The sequence below is a fragment of the Mesorhizobium sp. WSM4845 genome (assembly GCF_055811455.1).
Genome location: NZ_JBVVQA010000006.1, coordinates 35,149 through 55,093 on the forward strand (window position 1 = coordinate 35,149; position 19,945 = coordinate 55,093).

General features: G+C 62.9%; 17 protein-coding genes. 11 read left to right on the forward strand and 6 right to left on the reverse strand.

Annotation, left to right across the window (positions count from 1 at the left end; all coding sequences use genetic code 11):
- Positions 1–124: 124 nt before the first annotated feature.
- The 4 genes from AC0L2C_RS09240 to AC0L2C_RS09255 all read right to left on the reverse strand — a co-directional run bounded on the left by AC0L2C_RS09240 (position 125) and on the right by AC0L2C_RS09255 (position 4,700).
- Positions 125–1,147 (reverse strand): zinc-dependent alcohol dehydrogenase family protein, encoded by a 1,023-nt coding sequence (locus AC0L2C_RS09240; RefSeq protein WP_473523232.1) that lies wholly within the window; start codon positions 1,145–1,147, stop codon positions 125–127.
- Positions 1,148–1,166: 19 nt separating this feature from the next.
- A complete protein-coding gene (locus AC0L2C_RS09245; RefSeq protein WP_287226730.1) occupies positions 1,167–2,939 on the reverse strand; it encodes a TRAP transporter large permease in 1,773 nt (590 codons plus the stop codon).
- Entirely contained in the window at positions 2,936–3,520 is a 585-nt protein-coding gene (locus AC0L2C_RS09250; RefSeq protein ID WP_023796806.1) for a TRAP transporter small permease subunit, read from the reverse strand. The genes AC0L2C_RS09245 and AC0L2C_RS09250 overlap by 4 nt, the downstream gene beginning before the upstream one ends.
- Before the next feature lie 274 nt (positions 3,521–3,794).
- Complete coding sequence (locus AC0L2C_RS09255; protein ID WP_473523233.1) at positions 3,795–4,700, reverse strand: branched-chain amino acid ABC transporter permease; 906 nt, start codon at positions 4,698–4,700, stop codon at positions 3,795–3,797.
- A gap of 100 nt (positions 4,701–4,800) precedes the next feature.
- Here AC0L2C_RS09255 and AC0L2C_RS09260 point away from each other — a divergent pair, with 100 nt between their 5' ends.
- The 10 genes from AC0L2C_RS09260 (at position 4,801) to AC0L2C_RS09305 (ending at position 16,878) form a co-directional block, all read left to right on the forward strand.
- Positions 4,801–5,409, forward strand: coding sequence for a CGNR zinc finger domain-containing protein (locus AC0L2C_RS09260; protein WP_473476398.1), 609 nt, complete (start codon positions 4,801–4,803; stop codon positions 5,407–5,409).
- Positions 5,402–5,941 carry a hypothetical protein gene (locus AC0L2C_RS09265; RefSeq protein ID WP_091592717.1) on the forward strand — a complete coding sequence of 180 codons (540 nt, stop codon included), beginning with the start codon at positions 5,402–5,404 and terminating at the stop codon, positions 5,939–5,941. The genes AC0L2C_RS09260 and AC0L2C_RS09265 overlap by 8 nt, the downstream gene beginning before the upstream one ends.
- A gap of 220 nt (positions 5,942–6,161) precedes the next feature.
- Positions 6,162–9,641 (forward strand): indolepyruvate ferredoxin oxidoreductase family protein, encoded by a 3,480-nt coding sequence (locus tag AC0L2C_RS09270; protein ID WP_473523234.1) that lies wholly within the window; start codon positions 6,162–6,164, stop codon positions 9,639–9,641.
- A gap of 112 nt (positions 9,642–9,753) precedes the next feature.
- Positions 9,754–12,063, forward strand: a complete 2,310-nt coding sequence (locus AC0L2C_RS09275; protein WP_473523235.1) for a putative bifunctional diguanylate cyclase/phosphodiesterase — start codon at positions 9,754–9,756, stop codon at positions 12,061–12,063.
- Positions 12,064–12,217: 154 nt separating this feature from the next.
- Complete coding sequence (locus AC0L2C_RS09280) at positions 12,218–12,988, forward strand: N-acyl amino acid synthase FeeM domain-containing protein (protein WP_473507795.1); 771 nt, start codon at positions 12,218–12,220, stop codon at positions 12,986–12,988.
- A gap of 128 nt (positions 12,989–13,116) precedes the next feature.
- On the forward strand, positions 13,117–13,266 hold the full coding sequence (locus tag AC0L2C_RS09285; RefSeq protein ID WP_023796799.1) for a DUF3096 domain-containing protein: 150 nt from the start codon (positions 13,117–13,119) through the stop codon (positions 13,264–13,266).
- A gap of 200 nt (positions 13,267–13,466) precedes the next feature.
- Complete coding sequence (locus AC0L2C_RS09290; RefSeq protein WP_023796798.1) at positions 13,467–13,691, forward strand: aa3-type cytochrome c oxidase subunit IV; 225 nt, start codon at positions 13,467–13,469, stop codon at positions 13,689–13,691.
- 86 nt (positions 13,692–13,777) lie between these two features.
- The gene (locus tag AC0L2C_RS09295) at positions 13,778–15,049 is read left to right on the forward strand and encodes a Re/Si-specific NAD(P)(+) transhydrogenase subunit alpha (protein WP_473476389.1); all 1,272 of its coding nucleotides are present in this window, start codon (positions 13,778–13,780) and stop codon (positions 15,047–15,049) included.
- A complete protein-coding gene (locus AC0L2C_RS09300) occupies positions 15,049–15,474 on the forward strand; it encodes an NAD(P) transhydrogenase subunit alpha part 2 (RefSeq protein WP_029347614.1) in 426 nt (141 codons plus the stop codon). The genes AC0L2C_RS09295 and AC0L2C_RS09300 overlap by 1 nt, the downstream gene beginning before the upstream one ends.
- 6 nt (positions 15,475–15,480) lie before the next feature.
- Entirely contained in the window at positions 15,481–16,878 is a 1,398-nt protein-coding gene (locus AC0L2C_RS09305; RefSeq protein WP_023796795.1) for an NAD(P)(+) transhydrogenase (Re/Si-specific) subunit beta, read from the forward strand.
- A 46-nt stretch (positions 16,879–16,924) separates the two neighbouring features.
- Here AC0L2C_RS09305 and AC0L2C_RS09310 read toward each other — a convergent pair whose 3' ends face one another.
- Positions 16,925–17,344, reverse strand: a complete 420-nt coding sequence (locus AC0L2C_RS09310; RefSeq protein ID WP_473523236.1) for a DUF1284 domain-containing protein — start codon at positions 17,342–17,344, stop codon at positions 16,925–16,927.
- Positions 17,341–17,919: a biotin transporter BioY gene (locus AC0L2C_RS09315; RefSeq protein WP_473523237.1), complete on the reverse strand. Its 579-nt coding sequence runs from the start codon at positions 17,917–17,919 to the stop codon at positions 17,341–17,343. Before AC0L2C_RS09315 ends, AC0L2C_RS09310 begins: the two co-directional genes overlap by 4 nt.
- Before the next feature lie 349 nt (positions 17,920–18,268).
- Here AC0L2C_RS09315 and AC0L2C_RS09320 point away from each other — a divergent pair, with 349 nt between their 5' ends.
- Positions 18,269–19,756 carry a hypothetical protein gene (locus tag AC0L2C_RS09320; protein ID WP_473523238.1) on the forward strand — a complete coding sequence of 496 codons (1,488 nt, stop codon included), beginning with the start codon at positions 18,269–18,271 and terminating at the stop codon, positions 19,754–19,756.
- Positions 19,757–19,945 lie beyond the last annotated feature (189 nt).

Genomic DNA, 19,945 nt, shown 5'->3' on the forward strand with positions numbered 1-19,945 from the left:
CGTCCACCAACAAACCCTCACAACACCTCCCGCTCCCCCCCCACGCCCCACAAAAAAACACAACTGTTGGCCGCCCAGCCGGCGGCGGGCGGGGGGCCCCCCCCGAAGCGATTCTATTTGCTGATCAGCCCGGTACCACCAGCACCTTGACCTCGCCTGGCGCAGGCGGATTGGCGATCACCGCAGCCGCATCCTCAAGCGTCACCTGCCGGGAGATGAGCTTGTCGATCTCGATCGCACCCGAGGCGATGAGATTGGCAGCCCGGCGATGCGTAAACGGATTGAGGAACGACCCCAGCACCCTCAATTCCCGGAACAACAGGTCGAAAGGCTCGAATTCGGCCTTCATGCCTTGAGGCATCACGCCGACGACGACAACCGTGCCACCGGCCCTGGCGAGCCGCATCGATTGCTCGACCGTGTCCCTTACGCCGGCACATTCGAACACCACATCGACACCACCCGGCAGGAGGCCCGACGGACCGACGACCGTGTCGATGATGTCGCAAGCGGTTGGATCGACCGTCGCTGTTGCGCCCAATTCTTCTGCAAGGGCACGCCGCGAGGCCTGGCGCGTCGACAGGATGATTGTCGTCGCGCCGGCAAGCCTCGCCAGTTGCACGGTGAGCAGGCCGATCACGCCGCCGCCAAGCACGGCGACCGAGGAGCCGGGTCTGATCTGCGCCAGGTCCACGCCATGCAGGCAGCAGCCAAGCGGCTCGCAGAACGCGCCATGCGTCGGCCTCAGGTCTTTCGGGAGGAGGAAGGCCTGCTTCTGAGGCAGCACGACATATTCGGCGAAGCCGCCGTCGCGGCGGATGCCGATGGCAACCAGATTATGGCACAGATTGATGCGACCGGCGTGGCAGTGCGGACAGTGCCCGCAGGCGATGTTGGGATCGCCGGTGACGCGATCGCCGACCGAAAAGCCGGACACGGCGGTTCCAATCGCCTCGACGATCCCGGAGAATTCATGTCCGAGCGTCACCGGCGGCGTACAGGGAAATTCGCCATGGAAAAGATGCCGGTCGGTGCCGCAGACGCCGCAGGCCTCGATCCGTACCAGGAGATCGTCCGGCCCGGCCACGGGCTTGTCGACCTCCCGAAGGGCGATGCTGCCGACGCCCTCCAGCCGCACCGCTTTCATGTCTGTAGAGCCTCCGGCGTCAATTGAAACTCGGTGGTTGGGACAGATTGGGCGCTGGCGCTGCCGGCTTGGCAGCCGGCGTTTCACCGAAATTCGGCGGCTGCGACAGATCCGGTGCAGGCGCAGTCGGCGCCGTGCCGCCATCCGCAGGCGGAACGCCGAGCGGCGACAGGCTCGGCGTTTCCGGCACCTGGTAGTCGATCGTGCCCGGGTCCGCTGCCGTGCCCTTGTAGTGCATCACCATTTGCGGGAAGGCGATGGTCAAGCCGATCATGATCACCTGGATGCAAACGAAGGGCACCGCCCCCCAATAGATCTGGCCGGTGGTTACCGGCGCGATCTTTTTGCCGGTGAGGCGATCGAGATAGGGCACCCGGGCGGCGACCGAACGCAGGTAGAACAGCGCGAAGCCGAATGGCGGGTGCATGAAGCTGGTCTGCATGTTGACGCCGAGCAGCACGCCGAACCAGATCAGGTCGATTCCGAGCTTGTCGGCGGCCGGCGCCAAAAGCGGCACGATGATGAAGGCGAGCTCGAAGAAATCGAGGAAGAAGGCGAGCAGGAAGACGAGGATGTTGACGCCGATCAGGAAACCGATCTCGCCGCCCGGCAGCGATGTCAGGAGGTGTTCGACCCAGATATGGCCGTTGACACCGTAGAAAGTGAGCGAGAACACTCGCGCGCCGATCAGGATGAACAGCACGAAGGAGGATAGCCGCGTCGTCGACGCCAGCGCCTGCTTGATCACGTCCAGCGACAGCCGCCCCTTCATCGCTGCCATGATCAGCGCGCCGACAGCGCCCATGGCGCCGCCTTCGGTCGGCGTGGCGATGCCGAGGAAGATGGTGCCCAACACCAGGAAGATCAGCGCCAGTGGCGGGATCAGCACTATGATCACCTGCTGAGCCAGCCGCGACATCATGTTGATCTTCAGGCGCTGGTCGGCGATTGCCACGACATAGATGGAGATCACGCCGATGGTGGCGCCGAGGATGTCGGCGTTTTGGCCCTGCGAGGGCGCCAGATAGCGATAGGCCGCGTAGGAAACCACGATTGCCGCCAGCACCGCGACCAGCAGCGACAGGACACCGTGGCCGAGGGTGCGGGCCTCAAGTGGCAGCGCCGGCATCGAGTTCGGCCGAATGATCGACATGATCACGATATACATCGTATAAAGGCCGGTCAGAACCATCCCCGGGATCAGCGCACCCGCATACATGTCGCCGACCGAGCGGCCGAGCTGGTCGGCCAGAACGATCAGCACCAGCGACGGCGGAATGATCTGGGCGAGCGTGCCCGACGCGGCGATGACGCCGGATGCCACACGGCGGTCATAGCCGTAGCGCAGCATGATCGGCAGCGAGATCAGGCCCATGGCGATGACGGAGGCAGCCACCACGCCCGTGGTTGCGGCAAGCAGCGCGCCGACGAAGATCACGGCATAGGCGAGGCCGCCGCGGATCGGCCCGAACAATTGGCCGATCGTATCGAGCAGGTCCTCGGCCATACCCGATCGTTCGAGCACGATGCCCATGAAGGTGAAGAACGGGATGGCCAGCAGCGTGTCGTTCGACATTACCCGACTGCCGTAGAAATTGTCCGGCAGCGCGTGCAGCAGCGGCCAAGCGAGATTGATCGATCCGCCCGAATAGGGTGACAGCACAACACCGATGAAGAAGAACAGCAGGCCGTTGGCGGCGAGTGAGAAGGCGACCGGGTAGCCGATCAGCAGGAAGATGACCAGCGAGGCGAACATGATCGGCGCCATGTTCTGGGCGATGAACTCGATCACGAGCGCACCTCTTCGGCAAGCGCCTTGGCTTCGAGTTCGGCCTGCTCATGCACCGATATGAACGGGGTGGGATCGTCCATGTCGCCGCGCATGATGGCGATCTTCTTGATGATCTCCGAGACGCCCTGCAGCGCGAGCAGGAAAAAGCCGGCCAGCAGGATCGCCTTCGCCGGCCAGATGATCAGCCCGCCCGAATTGTTCGACATTTCGCCGCTGCGAAACGACAGCGACACATAGGGAACGAAATAGATCACCATCAGCGTGACGAACGGCATCAGGAAAAAGAGGTGACCGAAGAGGTCGATCCAGTGCTGCACGCGGCGCGAGAACATGCCGTAGACGACGTCGATGCGGATATGGTCGTTCTGCTTGAGCGTGTAGGCGGCGGCCAGCATGAAGGCGGCGCCGAACAAATACCACTGCAGTTCCAGCCAGGCGTTCGACGACATGTCGAACGTCTTTCGGATGACCGCATTGGCGGCACTGACCAGCACTGCCAGCAGGATCAGCCACGACACCCATTTGCCGATGAACTCGTTCACACGGTCAATGGTTCTGGATAGAGTGAGAAGCCCTGCCATACATTCCTCCCTTTACGCATCGGCCCGAAAATCGGTCTCGATTTTCGGAAAGCACGGTGCGTGACTCAAAGAATTAGCGGCGCGCCGATTCCCGCTTGTTTTCCGCCGCTTTGATGTGGCCCAACGGTATGCCGTGCGTGGCCCGACGGGTCAACACAGGGCAGACCGAGTAAAACAATCTTGTGGGATGGGGAAGGGGCGAAACAGCCGCGGAAGGGGTCATGCGCAAAAATCAAAGTGATGTCTGCAGCAAACGCTACCCAGGTTGGCGCAGTCAGACGATCTTGCTTTGGTCTCGCCCGGCGCCGATCAGCACCAGCATGGCGACGAGGAACAGATACATCCAGGCGTCGCGCCACTCGACCGGGAAATAGCCGGCCCACAGCGATTCGGCCATGCCGAAAGCGGCAGCGCCAAGTGCTGCCCGCAACGGCGAGAGATAGCCGCCCACCGCCGTCACGAACAGGATTTTCAGCCCGTAGACCAGGCCGGAGCCGAAGCTGATGTTGCCATAGTAGAGGCCGGCGAGGACACCGGCCAGCGCCGCGCAAAGGCCGCCGGCGAGCACCGCGTGCCGAAACACCGCGCGCACGTCGACGCCGCACATGGCGGCGGCTTTGGGGTCGTCGGACACGGCGCGCCAGCGCCGGCCGAAACTCGAGCGGGCGAACGCCCAGGAGGCGAGCACAATGGTTGCCACGACGATCCCGCAGTCGAGCAATTGGATAAGCGTCAGGGTGGCATTGAAGTTGGCCCCGTTCGCAAAAATGATGGGCTGGGCCAGCATTGGCGGCAGCCACAGATCATGCGTGTCAGCGGCGATGCGGCTTGCCTCCGACAGCAGCATCAATATGCCCAGCGTCGTCACCACGATCGCATTGGGCGTGCGGTCGGCCAGCGGTTCGAAGATGCTGCGCGACAGGACATGGCTGATCAGCCCCGCATACAGGAACGCCGCGACAATACCGAGCGCGACGGCCGCGAACAGGGTCAGCCACAGGGCCTGATAGCCGAAGGCCGCGGTGAGGATCATCGTCTGTCCGCAAAAGGCGAACAGCGCCCCATAGGCGAGGTTCGTCCGGTGCAGGATGCCGTTGATCAGCACATAGCCGAAGGCGAGCAGGGCATAGAGCGCGCCGGAATGCAGCCCGTTCAGCACCTGCTGGAAGAAATAGAGCATGCCAATGTCCTTGGATCGCGGAGAACCGCGTCCGTGCGGAGCAGATTTGCATCGGCAATCTAACTTGTCAAACGCAGCTTATCGGTTAGAAATGGCGCCCATGACGGTTTCCTGGACCCCGCACCGCTTCACTGGCGGCCTTCTTGCGCTCGACACGGCGAATACCGTCGTGCTGCGCGGCGATCCCCGGAAAACCTTCGACCGATTCAAAGATCCGGCGGAGATCGCCCGTTTCGCCGACGCGGCGAGCGTCTTTCGCGCCGCCGAGCTTGGCGGCAGGCGGCTCGAAGCGCCGTTCCCGGACAAGATCGCGCCGGTCGTGCTGGCGATCCGCGAGACGACCGACCGGCTGTTTCGTCGTGCGGTGTCGAAGGGCGCGGTCACTACAGGCGATCTACCGGGCTTCCTGAAGGCCTGCGCCGACGGTCTCGCGGACGGCCGCACCGAGATCGGTGCGCCGGGACGGCCGTTCGGCGAGCCGGCGACGCCCATCGCCTTCGAGGCGGCACTGGCGGTTTCCGCACTGTCGCTGCTGCAGGCTGACACCGTCGCAAGGCTGAGGATCTGCCCCAATTGCAGCTGGTTGTTTCTCGACCGAAGCCGCAATTCCAGCCGTCGTTGGTGCGACATGGCGGTGTGCGGCAACCGCCAGAAGGCAAGTCGCCACTATCGCCGCCGAACGGCAGCCAGAGGGACCGCCAATGTCTAGGAAAATCTTGCGCCTGATCGTTGTCGGCGCCATGCTCGTGGCCGCGGCAACGCTCGGCGCCTGCCGCGATACCGGCAAGGACGGCGAAGGCAGATTGTTCGAGATTTCCGGCAGGCTGGTCGTCTTCAATTATCGCCTCGCAAGGGCAACCTTTGTCGTCACGCTGAGGCCGCTGCAGCCTATGGAGGAAGGACAGGTTGCGGTCGCCAGCTTCCAGAACCCAGCAGGCGGCGAGCCACTGATCGTCGAACAGAAAATCTGGCCGAAGCTCGGCAAGGTGTCGCTGGAGAGCCCGGCGCTTTCCTGCATCGTCAAGGACAAGCCCTATGCGATCTCGATCAGCATCAAGGATGCCAACGGTGCAATCCTCCAGAAGATCGACACCACGCTGATGTCGACGCAGGACCAATCGGTCCTGCCCGACCGGCCGCTGGTCATCGATCAGCTCTATACGCCCAATCCAGAGCTTGCCGGCCATCCGGACGGCAAGCTGCCGGGCGCTCCCAAGCCCGACTGCTCGAAGGCCGGCTGACGCAACATCGCCGGTATCGGTCGCGGCCGGAATTTTCTTGGCGCTGACGGACCAATTGGCGCGCGTTTCTTACAGCATCGGGCGTGGAACGGATCGTTTGTTGCGCTTCGCCTGGCATCTTCGATTTTGTTTGACCTGCCCGGCAAGGGGAGAAACACTGCAGCCTCCAACTCCGACGTTGGCTGCGCTCGAACTGCGGCCTCCGCAGAGGAAATGCCTGATGACGCTGCATGATGTCGCGCTCGACGACAAGTTCGACCTGCGAAAGGAGCGCATCTTCCTTTCCGGCGCGCAGGCGGTCATTCGCATGCTTTTGATGCAGCGCGAGCGCGACCGCCGGGCTGGCCTGAACACCGCCGGCTTCGTCTCCGGCTATCGCGGCTCGCCGCTCGGCGGCCTTGACATGCAGCTTTGGAAGGCCAGGAAGCAGCTCGCCCAGTCGGACATCGTCTTCCAGCCCGGCCTCAACGAGGAACTCGCAGCCACCGCCTGCTGGGGATCGCAGCAGGCCGAATTGCTGGGTGAGGGCACGCATGACGGCGTCTTTTCGGTCTGGTACGGCAAGGGACCGGGCGTCGACCGCTCCGGCGACGTCTTCCGCCATGCCAATCTCGCCGGCTCGTCAAGACATGGCGGCGTGCTCGCCCTGATGGGCGACGACCACATGGCCGAATCCTCGACCAACGCGCACGCGACCGAGTTCCTGTTTGTCGACACCATGGTGCCGATCCTCAATCCGGCCGGGGTCCAGGAGATCATCGACTATGGGCTCTATGGCATTGCCATGTCGCGCTTCGCCGGCACCTGGGCGGCGATCAAATGCGTCAAGGACAACATCGAATCGACGGCTTCGGTCGAGGCCGCGCTCGAACGGCTTGATATCGTCGTCCCGGACTTCGAGATGCCGCCCGGCGGCCTCAACATCCGCAACGAGATCGACATGCTCGGCCAGGAGGAGCGACTGCATGAATACAAGCGCGCCGCTGCTTCAGCCTTTATCCACGCCAACAGGCTGAACCGGATTGTCTATTCCGGCGGCAGTGGCCCGAAGCTTGGCATCGTCACCGTCGGTAAGAGCTATCTCGACGTACGCCAGGCGCTGGAAGACATCGGTGTCGATGAGGCCGCCGCCAACCGCATCGGCATCAGACTGTTCAAGGTTGGCTGCCCGTGGCCGCTCGACCTGCAGCACATCGCCGACTTCGCTCGCGGACTCGACACCATCGTCGTCGTCGAGGAGAAACGCTCGCTGATCGAGGTGCAACTGCGCGAGAACCTTTACGGCACGGCCATGCTGCCGATCATCGTCGGCAAGAAGGACGAGCGCGGCGACGGGCTGTTCCCTGCCAAGGGCGCGCTCGATCCCAACGACATCGCCATCGCGCTCGGCGAGAGAATCTTGCGGACGATCGGTCCGTCGGACGAGATCGCCGCGCGGGTGGCGAGAATTCGCCAGTTCCAGGCGATGCTCGCCGAGACAACAGACATCGCCTCGCGCACGCCCTTCTTCTGCTCCGGCTGCCCGCACAATTCCTCGACCAAGGTGCCCGACGGCTCGCTCGCCGCCGCTGGCATCGGCTGCCATTTCATGGCGCTGTGGATGGATCGCGACACCGTAGGTTTCACCGCCATGGGCGGTGAGGGCGCGCAATGGGTCGGCCAGGCGCCGTTCTCGAAGCGCGACCACATCTTCCAGAATCTCGGCGACGGCACCTACAACCACTCCGGCGCGCTGGCGATCCGCTTCGCGCTGTCGACCGACGCCAACATCACCTACAAGATCCTCTACAACGACGCCGTCGCGATGACCGGCGGCCAGCCGCACGAGGGCGGCCTGACCGTGGACATGATTGCCAGGCAGGTGCGGGCCGAGGGCGTCGGGCGGATCGCCATCGTCACCGACGAACCAGCCAAATATACCGGCAAGGTCGAATTCCCCGCCGGCGCCACCATCCATCACCGCGACGACCTCGACTTCGTGCAGCGCGAATTGCGCGCGGTCAGAGGCACATCCGTGCTGATCTACGACCAGACCTGCGCCGCCGAAAAGCGCCGCCGCCGCAAGCGCGGCACCTTCCCCGATCCCGACAAGCGCGTCTTCATCAACGAACTGGTCTGCGAAGGCTGCGGCGATTGTGGGGTGCAGTCGAATTGTGTGTCGATCCAGCCGGTCGAGACCGAATTCGGCCGCAAGCGCAAGATCGATCAGTCGAGCTGCAACAAGGATTTCTCCTGCATCAACGGCTTCTGTCCGTCCTTCGTCACCGTGCATGGCGCCAAGACCAGGAAGGCCGAGGGTATGGCCGGCACCACCGATCCGCTCGACGGCGTTCCCACGCCCGCGGAATTCCCGCTCGGTGACCAAGGCTGGGCGGCGATCATCGACGGCGTCGGCGGCACCGGCGTCGTCACCATCGGCGCGGTGCTTGGCATGGCGGCTCATCTCGAAGACAAAGGCTGCGGCATGATCGACATGGCCGGCCTTGCCCAGAAGGGCGGCTCTGTGTTCACCCATGTCCGCATCGCGCGCAGCCCAGGCGATATCCATGCCATCCGCGTTTCGGCCGGCAAGGCAGACCTTGTGCTTGGCTGCGACCTCGTCGTGTCGGGCGCCCAAAAGGTGCTCGCCGCGGTGCGCGAAGGCCACACGATCTTCCTCGCCAACACCGCGGAGATCATGCCCGGCGAGTTTACCCGGTCGGCCGATTTCTCGCTGCCGGTTGAGCGGCTGAAAAAGGCGATCCGCACTGCCGCCGGCGACGACAAGGCGCATTTTTTTGATGCCACCCGCACCGCCACCGCGCTGTTCGGCAGCTCGCTCGGCGCCAACATGTTCATGCTCGGCTTCGCCTTTCAGCACGGCGGCTTGCCGCTGTCTGCCGAGGCAGTCGAAAAGGCGATCGAGCTCAACGGCCAGTCGGTGGCGATGAACGTCTCAGCCTTCCGCTGGGGCCGCCGCGCCTCCCACCAGCCGGATTTCGTGCGTGCCCTCGTCGTCCAGCCGGGCACGGCTGCACAGAACACCGCTGTCGCCGAAACGCTCGATGACGTCATCGCCCGCCGCGTCGCCTTCCTCACCGCCTATCAGAACGCCGCTTATGGCAAGCGCTATGCCGACAGAGTGGCTACGCTGCGCAAGGCCGAAGCCAGCGTGGCGCCCGGTTCGACTGATGTGACCGAGGCCGCCGCGAGGAACCTGTTCAAGCTGATGGCGATCAAGGACGAATACGAGGTGGCAAGGCTCTACACCGATGGCTCCTTTGCCGCTGAACTGGGCAAGCAGTTCCAGAGCTACGACAAACTCGAATTCCATCTCGCCCCGCCGATCGGGGCCAGGCGCGGCAAGGACGGCAAGCCGAGGAAGTCGAGCTTCGGTCCCTGGATGATGAAGGGGTTCCGCCTGCTGGCAGCGATGAAAGGCTTGCGCGGCACGGTCTTTGATGTGTTCGGCTACAGCTTCGAAAGGCGTATGGAACGGCAGCTTCTTGCGCAGTACGAGGCCGACCTGGAGCTTGTCGCCGGCGCGCTGGCGCCAGGCAAGGTCGAGGCCGCGGCAGCGCTTGCCTCGGTGCCGGCACTCATTCGCGGCTATGGTCACGTCAGGCGGGCCAGCGCCGAAAAGGCCGCTGGCGAGCGCCTGAGGCTGCTCGATCGCCTGGCGAAGACAGCGGCTCGGCCGGAACTCCAGGCCGCCGAGTGAATGCCTTATCTGAAGAAACTCAACAGGCTTGACGCGGGCCCCGAGATGGCCCCTCTAAACCTTTCTTAATGCGGTTATGACATGACTGCGGTTCGCGCGACACCGCAAGGTCATGAACATAGATCGACCCGACGACATATCCGAGGACGTATACGTTGGCTTCGTTCGCTCGCTGTTTCGCGACGCGGGCATCTTGCTCGTTGGCGCCTTCACGCAAGGCGCTATGGCCCTGCTCGTGTATTGGAAAACGTCTGCGGCAATCTATCTCGCGCTCGCCATCCTGATGGTTGCCGCCAGTATCGGCCGTTATCTTGCGATCCGGAGGGTCAGTCCCGACACCATCGTCACCTACGAATCCGCGCTTGCCTGGGAACGCTACTACATTGTTGCCGGGACGATTCATGGGTCCGCGGTCGGACTTTTCGCGTTCGTATGCCTCTACGTGGTTCCGGACCTGTTTGGCGAGATTGCAGCGGTGTCGCTGGTGTTGGCAAGCACCATCACCATCGCCGGCCGCAATTTCGGCTCCCGAAAGATGGTCGCCATCCTGTCCGTGTCCGTGGTCGCGCCGATTGCGGTCGGCCTGATGCTGAAGGGCGACGTGTACAATGTCATTTTGGGCCTCTTCGTCATCCCCTTCATGTTCACCATCAACAAGATGGCGCATCTTGTGCGAAAGGTGCTGTTTACAGCAATCAGCGAAGAGAAGAAGGCGAACCGCCTCGCCCAGCGCTTCAATCGGGCGCTGAACACCATGTCGCACGGGCTTGTCATGCTCGGCCCTGATGGCCGGGTGGTGGTGGCCAATGCCGAAGCCGCGCATCTGATGTCGCTCAAGTCGCCCGACGCGCTGCTCGGGCGATCGATCCACGGCCTGCTGATGCGCGGCGTTGCCGGCGGCATGCTGGCGCCGAAGGACTGCCGCTACATCGAGGCCCAGCTCACGCGCGCCCTGCGCGAGGGCCGCGACCGCAAGGTTCTCGTCTCGCTCGCGAATGGGCAGCACTATGAGTTCTCGGCGCGTGAGGGCAGCCAGGAACTGGGCGTCATCACCTTCGAGGATGTGACGGCCCGCGTCGAGGCAGAAAGCAAGATCCGCTTCATGGCGCGCTACGACAGCCTCACCGGCCTGCCCAACCGCGCCTATTTCCAGGAGTTGATCGGAGAGGCGATGGCATCCGGCGATCTCGAGCGTCTCTGCGGGCTCGCCGTGCTCGACCTCGACGACTTCAAGAACGTCAACGACACGCTTGGCCACCCGGTCGGCGACGGATTGATCTACGCCGTCGCGGAGCGGCTGGCAGCGATCGCAGGACCAGGCGTCACCGTCAGCCGTTTCGGCGGCGACGAGTTCATGATCTTTTTCGATCGCGTTGAGGATGAGAGCCACCTGACCAGCCAAATCGACGGGATTTTCGATGAACTGCAGGGCGAGGTCGACGTCGCCGGCCATGGGCTGCGCATCCAGGCCAGCGGTGGCGCGGTGCTTTCGCGGGTCAGGGACACCGATGTCGACGCCATGATCGTCAAGGCGGACCTCGCGCTCTACAAGGCCAAGGAACTCGGCAAGAACACTTGGCGGTTGTTCCAGGCCTCGATGGATGCGGCATTTCGCGATCGTCAGCTGATGAAGGCGGATCTGCGCACCGCGGTGGAAAGCAAGGCGCTGCGGGTGGTTTATCAGCCGATCGTCGCGATGAGCACGATGCGGATCGCCAGTTGCGAGGCGCTGTGTCGTTGGGATCACCCCGATCTCGGACCGATCTCGCCTAGCATCTTCATTCCGCTGGCCGAAGAAATGGGCATCATTTCCGAGATCAGCACATTTGTCCTGCAGGCGGCATGTGCCGAATGCGTCAAATGGCCCGACCCGACCAGCGTCTCGGTCAACCTTTCGGCCAAGGATTTCCGCAGCAGTGGCATCGTCCAGAAAGTCCGTGATGCGCTCGCCAACTCCGGCCTCGCCGCTGGCCGCTTGGAAATCGAGGTCACCGAGACCGCGCTTCTCGACGACAAATCGCTGACGCGTCAGTATATCGAGGAGTTGAAACGGCTTGGCGTGCGCATTGCGCTAGACGACTTCGGCACGGGCTATTCGAGCTTGAGCTATCTCCACAAGCTGCCGCTCGACAAGGTCAAAATTGACCGCTCGTTCCTGATGGACGTCACCCACAACCCGAGTTCGCTCGCGCTGTTGAAGGGCGTGGTCGAACTCATCAGAGTTCTCGGTCTCAACGTGACTATCGAGGGCGTTGAGACATACGAGCAGCTCAACATTCTGACGCACTCTATCAAACCGGATATGGTCCAGGGCTTTTTGTTTGGTTCAGCGCTGACAGCGTCCGGCATCGGAACGATGGCTACCACGGTCTGGCCATTCGCCATCGATAAAAAGCCGGCGGGCAAACGTGCGCTTAGCTGATTTCCGCGCTTCATTTTCGACCAACTTGACCAGACGTGCCGCGGCGGCAAGTTAAGGTTAATATTAGGTAAACGACTTCGATTGGATTTCCATCTTTTATGCCACGACCGCACACGATAGGTTTTCAGGGAAGATGGCAGAAGGGAATTGTATTGTGGCGGTATCCGATGGGGTTGTTCATGTGGATGACCGACCGACCGACCTCAGCGGGATGTCTTCCTTCTCGCGCAATGTTTCGACCCTTCTTGAGCGCGTGGAATACAGGCGCTGCGAAAGCGGTGAAGACATGGAGGCGATTTACCGGCTTCGCTACAAGGCTTACCGGCTGAACGGCTTTCTGCCTGAATCCAGCGACCAGATGATGATGGATGCGCTCGACGACACGCCGAACTGTTATCGCTTTGGTGTCTTCGTCGACAATTCCCTTGTGTGTACGCTCCGTATTCATCATCTGACACCGAGCGAACCTTACGCGCCAGCAATGACCAGATTTGGCGATCTGCTTCATCCGCGGCTGCTTCGCGGCGAATCCTTCGTCAATCCGACGCTCCTGGCAGCCGACCCGGACTTCATATCGATGCATCGTGCCCTGCCTTACGTTACGTTGCGGCTAGCACTAATTGCCAGCGTCCACTTCCAGGTGACGGCCTGTCTCGGCGTGATCCGCAAGGAACACACGGCTTTCTACCAGCGGACTTTCGGTGCCGTGCAAGTGGGGCAACCGAGAGACTATCCTCCATTCACGGTTCCCGTGGTGCTCTATGACGCGAACTACGAGATCAATTTGGAGCGGGTACTCCAGCGTTTCCCATTCTTTCGGTCGACGCCGATGGAGCAGCGCATGCTGTTTGAGACACCCAGTGCCGGTGAACTCGCGCCGCTGACCATTCTGCCGACCGCCAAATACTACCGCGAAGCCGCCTGACAATTGGCAAATTTAGAGCGCGGCTGGAGCTTTCAGGCCGCTTCGGCGTTCTGGGAGGCGCGCCGGTGGTGCGCGGACGACGTCAATCTGCATCGCTTCGGCGGAAATTCTACCGAAAGGAACCCGACATGACCATTCCCACGCTCGCACTCACTCCGTTGATCTCGCTGATTGCTGGCGTGCTGATCCTGGTGATGCCGCGACTCCTCAACTACATCGTCGCGCTCTACCTGATCGTCGTCGGCCTGCTTGGGCTGTTTCCGCAACTCGCCGGCTGAAAATGTCGGCAGGCGCGGCGCGTTAGCCGGAAAGCAAGCGCGAGGGCGGCAGCCGCGAGCGCCTCCGAAACGACATCCTGCATCTGGCGTCTCCAATTTTCTTTTGAGGCTGTTGTCTCCAGCGATGCGGCAATAGCGCCATTGCCCTCGGCCTGGCTTTTCGCTATGTGCCTGAAAGATGTCTTCGAAGGGGTATTCCTATGGCTGATCACTCGCCGACCGGTCCTGTCGAACTAGGCGCGAAGATGGACTATGCCGAGCACGACCGCACCTATGCCGGCTTTATCATGCTCGCCAAATACGGGTCGCTGTTTTGCGCCGCCGTGCTTCTGGCAATGGCTTTCGGCTTCTTTGCGGGCGGCTTCTTCTCGGGCTTTGTCCTGTTCGTTCTGATCCTCGCCGTCGGCGCTTTCATTCTCCGGTAAATTCTTCAAAACCCCCTTGCCCGCGACATCGCCGGAAGTTCGGTCGGCGTCCTGCGCAGACAGGTTCCAGCCGAAAGGATCATGCGGTGGGACAGACGGTTTTCATCCCTCGTGAGCTCGATGCGAACGAGCCGCGCGTTGCTGCCTCGCCCGACACGGTGAAGCGGCTGGCGGGGCTGGGGTTTGACGTCATCGTCGAAAGCGGCGCCGGCACGGCATCGCGCATTCCCGACGAGGAGTTCGCCAAGGCCGGCGCTGCGATCGGTAAGGCCGGCGATGTCGCCAAGGCTGATGTGGTGCTGAAGGTGCGCCGGCCTGATGAGGCGGAGCTGAAGGCCTATCGCCCGGGCAGTGCCGTCATCGCCATCATCGATCCCTATGGCAACGATGCTGCGGTCGATGCTCTGGCAAGGGCCGGCGTCACGGCCTTCTCGATGGAGTTCATGCCGCGCATCACGCGCGCCCAATCGATGGATGTCCTGTCCAGCCAGGCCAACCTCGCCGGCTATCAGGCGGTGATCGACGCGGCTGCCGAATATGACCGGGCGCTGCCGATGATGATGACGGCGGCGGGCACGGTGCCGGCGGCGAAAGCTTTCGTCATGGGCGTCGGCGTCGCCGGCCTGCAGGCGATCGCTACTGCGCGTCGTCTCGGTGCCGTGGTCACCGCCACCGACGTGCGTCCCGCCGCCAAGGAACAGGTCGCCTCGCTCGGCGCAAAGTTCCTGGCAGTCGAGGATGAGGAGTTCAAGGCGGCCGAGACGGCTGGCGGCTACGCCAAGGAAATGTCTAGGGAATACCAGGCCAAGCAAGCCGCGCTGACTGCCGAGCACATCGCCAAGCAGGACATCGTCATCACCACGGCGCTGATTCCCGGCCGTCCGGCGCCGAAGCTCGTTTCGGCCGCGATGGTCGCCTCGATGAAGCCGGGCTCGGTGATCGTCGACCTGGCGGTCGAGCGCGGCGGCAATGTCGAGGGCGCCGTGCCCGGGCAGGTGGTGACCACGGTCAACGGCGTGAAAATCGTCGGCCATATCAACGTGCCGGGCCGCGTCGCTGCCTCCGCCTCGCTGCTCTATGCCAGGAACCTGTTTGCGTTCCTCGAGACGCTGGTCGACAAGACCACCAAGACGCTTGCCATCAACCGCGACGACGAATTGGCCAAGGCGACGATGCTGACCGATGGCGGCCAGGTCGTGCATCCGGCCTTCGCCGGCAAGCCGGCGGTGATGATCGCCTCGGCCGAGCCTGCGAAGCCCGCCGCTGCAAAAAATCCAGCCCTGCCAAAGAAAGCTGCCGCATCCAGGAAAGCTGCCGCACCCAAATCGCCCGCTAATAAGTCGAAAGGGATCGCGTGATGGACCAGACCTTGCAGAAAGCCCTCGACCAGCTCGACCAGGCTACCGCCGCCGTCCGGCTCGCTGTGCAGGATCTGGCCACAGCTCCAGGCGGCACCGATGCGGCGGGCGACGCCGCGCACGCGCTGTCCGGCGGGGCAATCGATCCGTTCGTCTTCCGCTTCGCCATTTTCGTGCTGGCGATCTTTGTCGGCTATTACGTCGTCTGGTCGGTGACGCCGGCGCTGCACACGCCGCTGATGGCCGTCACCAACGCCATTTCCTCGGTCATCGTCGTCGGCGCGCTGCTTGCCGTCGGCATCTCGGCGTCCGGCATCGCCACCGGCTTCGGTTTCGTCGCGCTGATGCTGGTCTCGGTCAACATCTTCGGCGGCTTTCTCGTCACCCAGCGCATGCTGGCGATGTACAAGAAGAAGGACAAGTAGAGCGCCATGAACGCCAACTTCGCCTCCTTCCTCTATCTGGTCTCCGGCATCCTGTTCATCCTGGCGTTGCGCGGCCTGTCGCACCCGACCACGAGCCGCCAGGGCAACATGTACGGCATGATCGGCATGGGCATCGCCATTGCCACCACGCTGGCGCTGGCGACCCCTTCGGCGGGAGGCTTCGGCCTCATCGTGCTCGGCCTTTTGATCGGCGGCTCGGTCGGCGCGGTCACCGCACGGCGCATCGCCATGACCTCGATGCCGCAGCTGGTCGCCGCCTTCCATTCGCTGGTTGGCCTTGCCGCCGTCATGGTGGCGGCTGCCGCCGTCTATGCGCCGGAAAGTTTTGACATCGGCACGGTCGCCGACATCCACGCCCAGGCGCTGATCGAGATGAGCCTCGGCGTCGCCATCGGCGCCATCACCTTCACCGGCTCGGTCATCGCTTTCCTCAAGCTCGACGGCCGCATGTCGGGCAAGCCGATCATGATCGGCGGCCGCCATTTCATCAACGCCGCCCTCGGCATCGGACTGATCGTGCTGATCGTGCTGCTCGTCACCACCGAGTCCAAGCTGGTGTTCTGGCTGATCGTGGCGGCATCGCTTGTCCTTGGCGTTCTTCTCATCATCCCGATCGGCGGCGCCGACATGCCGGTGGTCGTCTCGATGCTGAATTCCTATTCGGGCTGGGCGGCTGCGGCACTCGGCTTCACGCTCGGCAATCTGGCTCTGATCATCACCGGCGCGCTGGTCGGCTCGTCCGGAGCGATCCTGTCCTACATCATGTGCAAGGGCATGAACCGGTCGTTCATCTCGGTCATCCTCGGCGGCTTCGGCGGCGAGACGTCCGCCACTGCCGACGACGGCATCGAGCGCACGGTCAAGCAGGGTTCGGCCGACGATGCCGCCTATCTGATGATGAACGCGCAGAAGGTCGTCATCGTGCCTGGTTACGGCATGGCGGTCGCCCAGGCGCAGCACGCGCTGCGCGAGATGGCCGACAAGCTCAAGGCCAATGGCGTCGACGTGAAATACGCCATTCATCCGGTCGCCGGCCGCATGCCCGGCCACATGAACGTGCTCCTGGCCGAAGCCAACGTGCCTTACGACGAAGTGTTTGAGCTCGAGGACATCAACTCCGAATTCGCGCAGGCCGACGTCGCCTATGTCATCGGCGCCAACGACGTCACCAACCCGTCCGCCCGCGACGACAAGTCGTCGCCGATCTACGGCATGCCGATCCTCGATGTCGACAAGGCTCGCACCTGTCTGTTCGTCAAGCGCTCGCTCGGCTCCGGCTATGCCGGCATTGACAACACGCTGTTCTACAAGGACGGCACCATGATGCTGCTCGGCGACGCCAAGAAGATGACCGAAGAGATCGTCAAGGCCATGGATCACTGATCCGGGTTGGCGACCCCGACAATCGTCGCACTGCGAGCGTTGCCTTTCACCGGAGTGCCACCGTTCCATAGTCTGAAGCGGCGATTGAACTGCAAAGGTCAAACCACTCGCACCCGCCGCAAGCACCCCGGGTGCGGCCCGAAGAGAACGCATCGCGCATAGTTCGCAGAAGCGAGGGATGGAGCTGAAGTTCCATGTCCTCGGCAATCGAGTACCCCAGAAGCGTACCAACACTGGCCGCCGCCTGACGGTCGCGCTCCGTCACGCTGTCGCGAAGGCAGTGCGGCTCCGCCTCACCGAGCAGGGGCGCGCAAATATCGTCAGGCCCGGAGACGATCAGGATGTGTTCGCCTGCGGAGAGCCGAGCCGCGATCGCGTCGAAATTGGCGACGAACGCAGCGCTGTAACCCTTGCCTGCGTAAGTCAGCAGGCAAAGGAGATGGTGCGGCCGCAGCCAGACGGTCATTTTTGCGCGCGGGTCATGAGCTTGAGCGTCACCGCGGCCAATGCCGACTTGAGCGCCCCGCCGATCAGGAACGGCGTGACGCCGTGGACAATTGCCTGTTCGATGCCAATGGCGATGGAAAGCCATGCTGCGCCCAGCACGAGGCAAAGCGCGTTGCCCAGGAGCATGGAGACGAACGCCAGCCAGGGGCGGTTGCCGTTCCAGCCGCGCTCCGCCAGCCATCCCGTGAGCGCGCCGACCACGGGGAAAGCAAAGAGGTATCCGGCGGTCGGGCCGACAAAGTGATGCGCACCGGCAGCGCCCCCAGATAGAACCGGCAACCCGATCGCGCCTTCGACCAACCATGCAACGATCATGGCCGCGCCGAGTCTCCAGCCATAGACCGCGCCGATCAGGGTGACCGCAAAGGTCTGCATGGTCACGGGCACCGGAACCATAGGCACTTCGATGTAAGACGCCAATGCCAGAAATAGGGTTCCCAGGCCGACCGCCCCGATCTGCCAGGACAGCGACCAGTCGCGGATGCGCGGCGCGCTTGAAGCCGCGTGGCTGGCGGAGGTGGGGTTATGAGGCATATGTGTTCTCTTTCGTACTGGCTGTGAAGCAGGCGCTATGCCTGACTTGCGGGATTGAACGACGTGCTGCCCGGGAGGACGGAGTAGCGGATCAGGCGGCTGTCGGCAACGGCGGCTTGCCGATGCTTCATGGCGGCGCGACAAACGGCGCCGGATGTCACAGTCCTAAGTTTCGCGACAAAATCGCCAGCGTTGAACTCTTCAACAAATTCCTGTCGCAAAACCCTCCCGCAAAAAGTCGGCGATTTGCGACAGATATCTGCGACGCTTTTTGCACTTGCTTCGGATTCAGCACTACGATGGGCAAGTTCTGTTCCGATGGACGGATTTGTCACCAACGGAGGCACCGGTGTCTGGCCCCCAGCCTGTCGCTTCGCCGACCAAGTCCGGCTCGCCCGCGAAGGCCAACCTGCCGGCCCCCGGAAAGGCGCCGCGCAAGCTCAGCCAGGCCGTGGTCATCGTGCATGGCATGGGCGAACAGCGACCGATGGGCACGCTGAGGGAATTTGTTCAGGCTGTTTGGAGCCATGATTCCGCCCGCGCGCCGTTTTATGCCCATGTCGCGGATCCGGCCAACCCAGGCGGCGACAAGATCAACCAGAGCTGGATCACGCCTGACAGCCGGACGAACTCGCACGAACTTCGCCGGATCACCACCCCTTATGATGTCGATGGCCGCCGCACTGATTTCTACGAGCTTTACTGGGCCGACATCACGCAAGGCACGACGCGGGGCCGGCTTGCGGCCTGGGTGACAAATCTGCTCTGGCGCAAGCCCGCCGACATTCCGCGCGACGCCCGCGGGCTCTATGTCGTTACGCTTCTGGCAGTCATAACAGTCTTGGTCGCGGCGTTCGTGCTCGCGACGTCGGCCTTGCAAGGGTATATTTCCTGGATCACGGGCATGCTCGCCACGATCCTGGCCTCGTTCGTCGTCTGGGCGGTGGACCGGTTTGGTCTTCCTTATTTCGGTGATGTGGCCGCCTATGTGCGGGCTGAAGCGGCAACGGTCGAGAAGCGCGCGCTTGTCCGCGACCGTGGCCTGACACTGTTGAGGCGCCTCATGGTGGACGACGGCTACGACCGCATCGTGCTGGTCTCGCACAGCCTGGGGTCAATCATCGCCTATGATCTGCTGCAAATATTGTGGGCCGATTTCAGGCCACGAAAGCTGGAAGCCCTCCGCGACAAGGCGAGACTGAAAGCGATCCGCGCCGTCGACAAGGCTACGCTCAAGTCAGATGGTTCTGCGTGGCCCGACAAATTGGATGATTTTTCCGGATTCCGGCGCGCCCAATGGGAGCTCTACCGCCACCTCCGCGCCGGCGACGCCCCTTGGAAGATCAGCGATTTCGTCACGCTCGGCAGTCCGCTGACCCACAGCGAATTTCTGGTGACCTACAATCTCGCCGAATTCAGGCGCAGCATAGCTGAGCGGCTGTTCTCGGCATGCCCGCCGATCGCCGAGACGGCGGCCGGTGGAACCGTCCTCTATCAGGAAGGGCGCAGCCGTTCGGGCAAGCCGCAGCGGGCGGTGCATCATGGTGCGGTGTTTGCCGCGACGCGCTGGACCAACATCTTCGACAGGGGTAATGGCTGGCTGACCGGCGACCCGATCTCAGGACCGATGGCCGAAAATTTCGGCCCCGGCGTGGAGAACATTCAGGTCGAACTGCGCAGTTCGCTTGGCCGCATCTTCACGCACAGGCTCTACTGGTCGCTGGAGGCGACCGGCGTCGAGGTCGCGGCAGCCGCCGGCACCCCGCCGCGCTCGCATATCGGCGTGCTGCGTGACGCCGTCGATCTCGGCCGAAAACTGGAACGACCCGAAGCATAAAGCGGATTGGCGCGCCGGAGCATGCCAATACCGCAAATATCCGGTGCGCAGTCTCACAAAAAACCGAAAGAGTTCTCAATAACCTCGATAAGCTGGTGCGATCAATGTCAAGCGGCTTTCGAAAATTGCCCTACCGCAAACCGAAAATTGCGACGGTTCTGTCGCTGAAAAGCGGAAACGTTTGAAAGC

Coding starts and splice junctions, on each gene's coding strand:
- AC0L2C_RS09240 (WP_473523232.1), bottom strand. CDS start 1,147: ATGAAAGCGGTGCGGCTGGAGGGCGTCGGCAGCATCGCCCTTCGGGAG.
- AC0L2C_RS09250 (WP_023796806.1), bottom strand. CDS start 3,520: ATGGCAGGGCTTCTCACTCTATCCAGAACCATTGACCGTGTGAACGAG.
- AC0L2C_RS09255 (WP_473523233.1), bottom strand. CDS start 4,700: ATGCTCTATTTCTTCCAGCAGGTGCTGAACGGGCTGCATTCCGGCGCG.
- AC0L2C_RS09260 (WP_473476398.1), top strand. CDS start 4,801: ATGACGGTTTCCTGGACCCCGCACCGCTTCACTGGCGGCCTTCTTGCG.
- AC0L2C_RS09265 (WP_091592717.1), top strand. CDS start 5,402: ATGTCTAGGAAAATCTTGCGCCTGATCGTTGTCGGCGCCATGCTCGTG.
- AC0L2C_RS09270 (WP_473523234.1), top strand. CDS start 6,162: ATGACGCTGCATGATGTCGCGCTCGACGACAAGTTCGACCTGCGAAAG.
- AC0L2C_RS09275 (WP_473523235.1), top strand. CDS start 9,754: ATGAACATAGATCGACCCGACGACATATCCGAGGACGTATACGTTGGC.
- AC0L2C_RS09285 (WP_023796799.1), top strand. CDS start 13,117: ATGACCATTCCCACGCTCGCACTCACTCCGTTGATCTCGCTGATTGCT.
- AC0L2C_RS09290 (WP_023796798.1), top strand. CDS start 13,467: ATGGCTGATCACTCGCCGACCGGTCCTGTCGAACTAGGCGCGAAGATG.
- AC0L2C_RS09300 (WP_029347614.1), top strand. CDS start 15,049: ATGGACCAGACCTTGCAGAAAGCCCTCGACCAGCTCGACCAGGCTACC.
- AC0L2C_RS09305 (WP_023796795.1), top strand. CDS start 15,481: ATGAACGCCAACTTCGCCTCCTTCCTCTATCTGGTCTCCGGCATCCTG.
- AC0L2C_RS09310 (WP_473523236.1), bottom strand. CDS start 17,344: ATGACCGTCTGGCTGCGGCCGCACCATCTCCTTTGCCTGCTGACTTAC.
- AC0L2C_RS09315 (WP_473523237.1), bottom strand. CDS start 17,919: ATGCCTCATAACCCCACCTCCGCCAGCCACGCGGCTTCAAGCGCGCCG.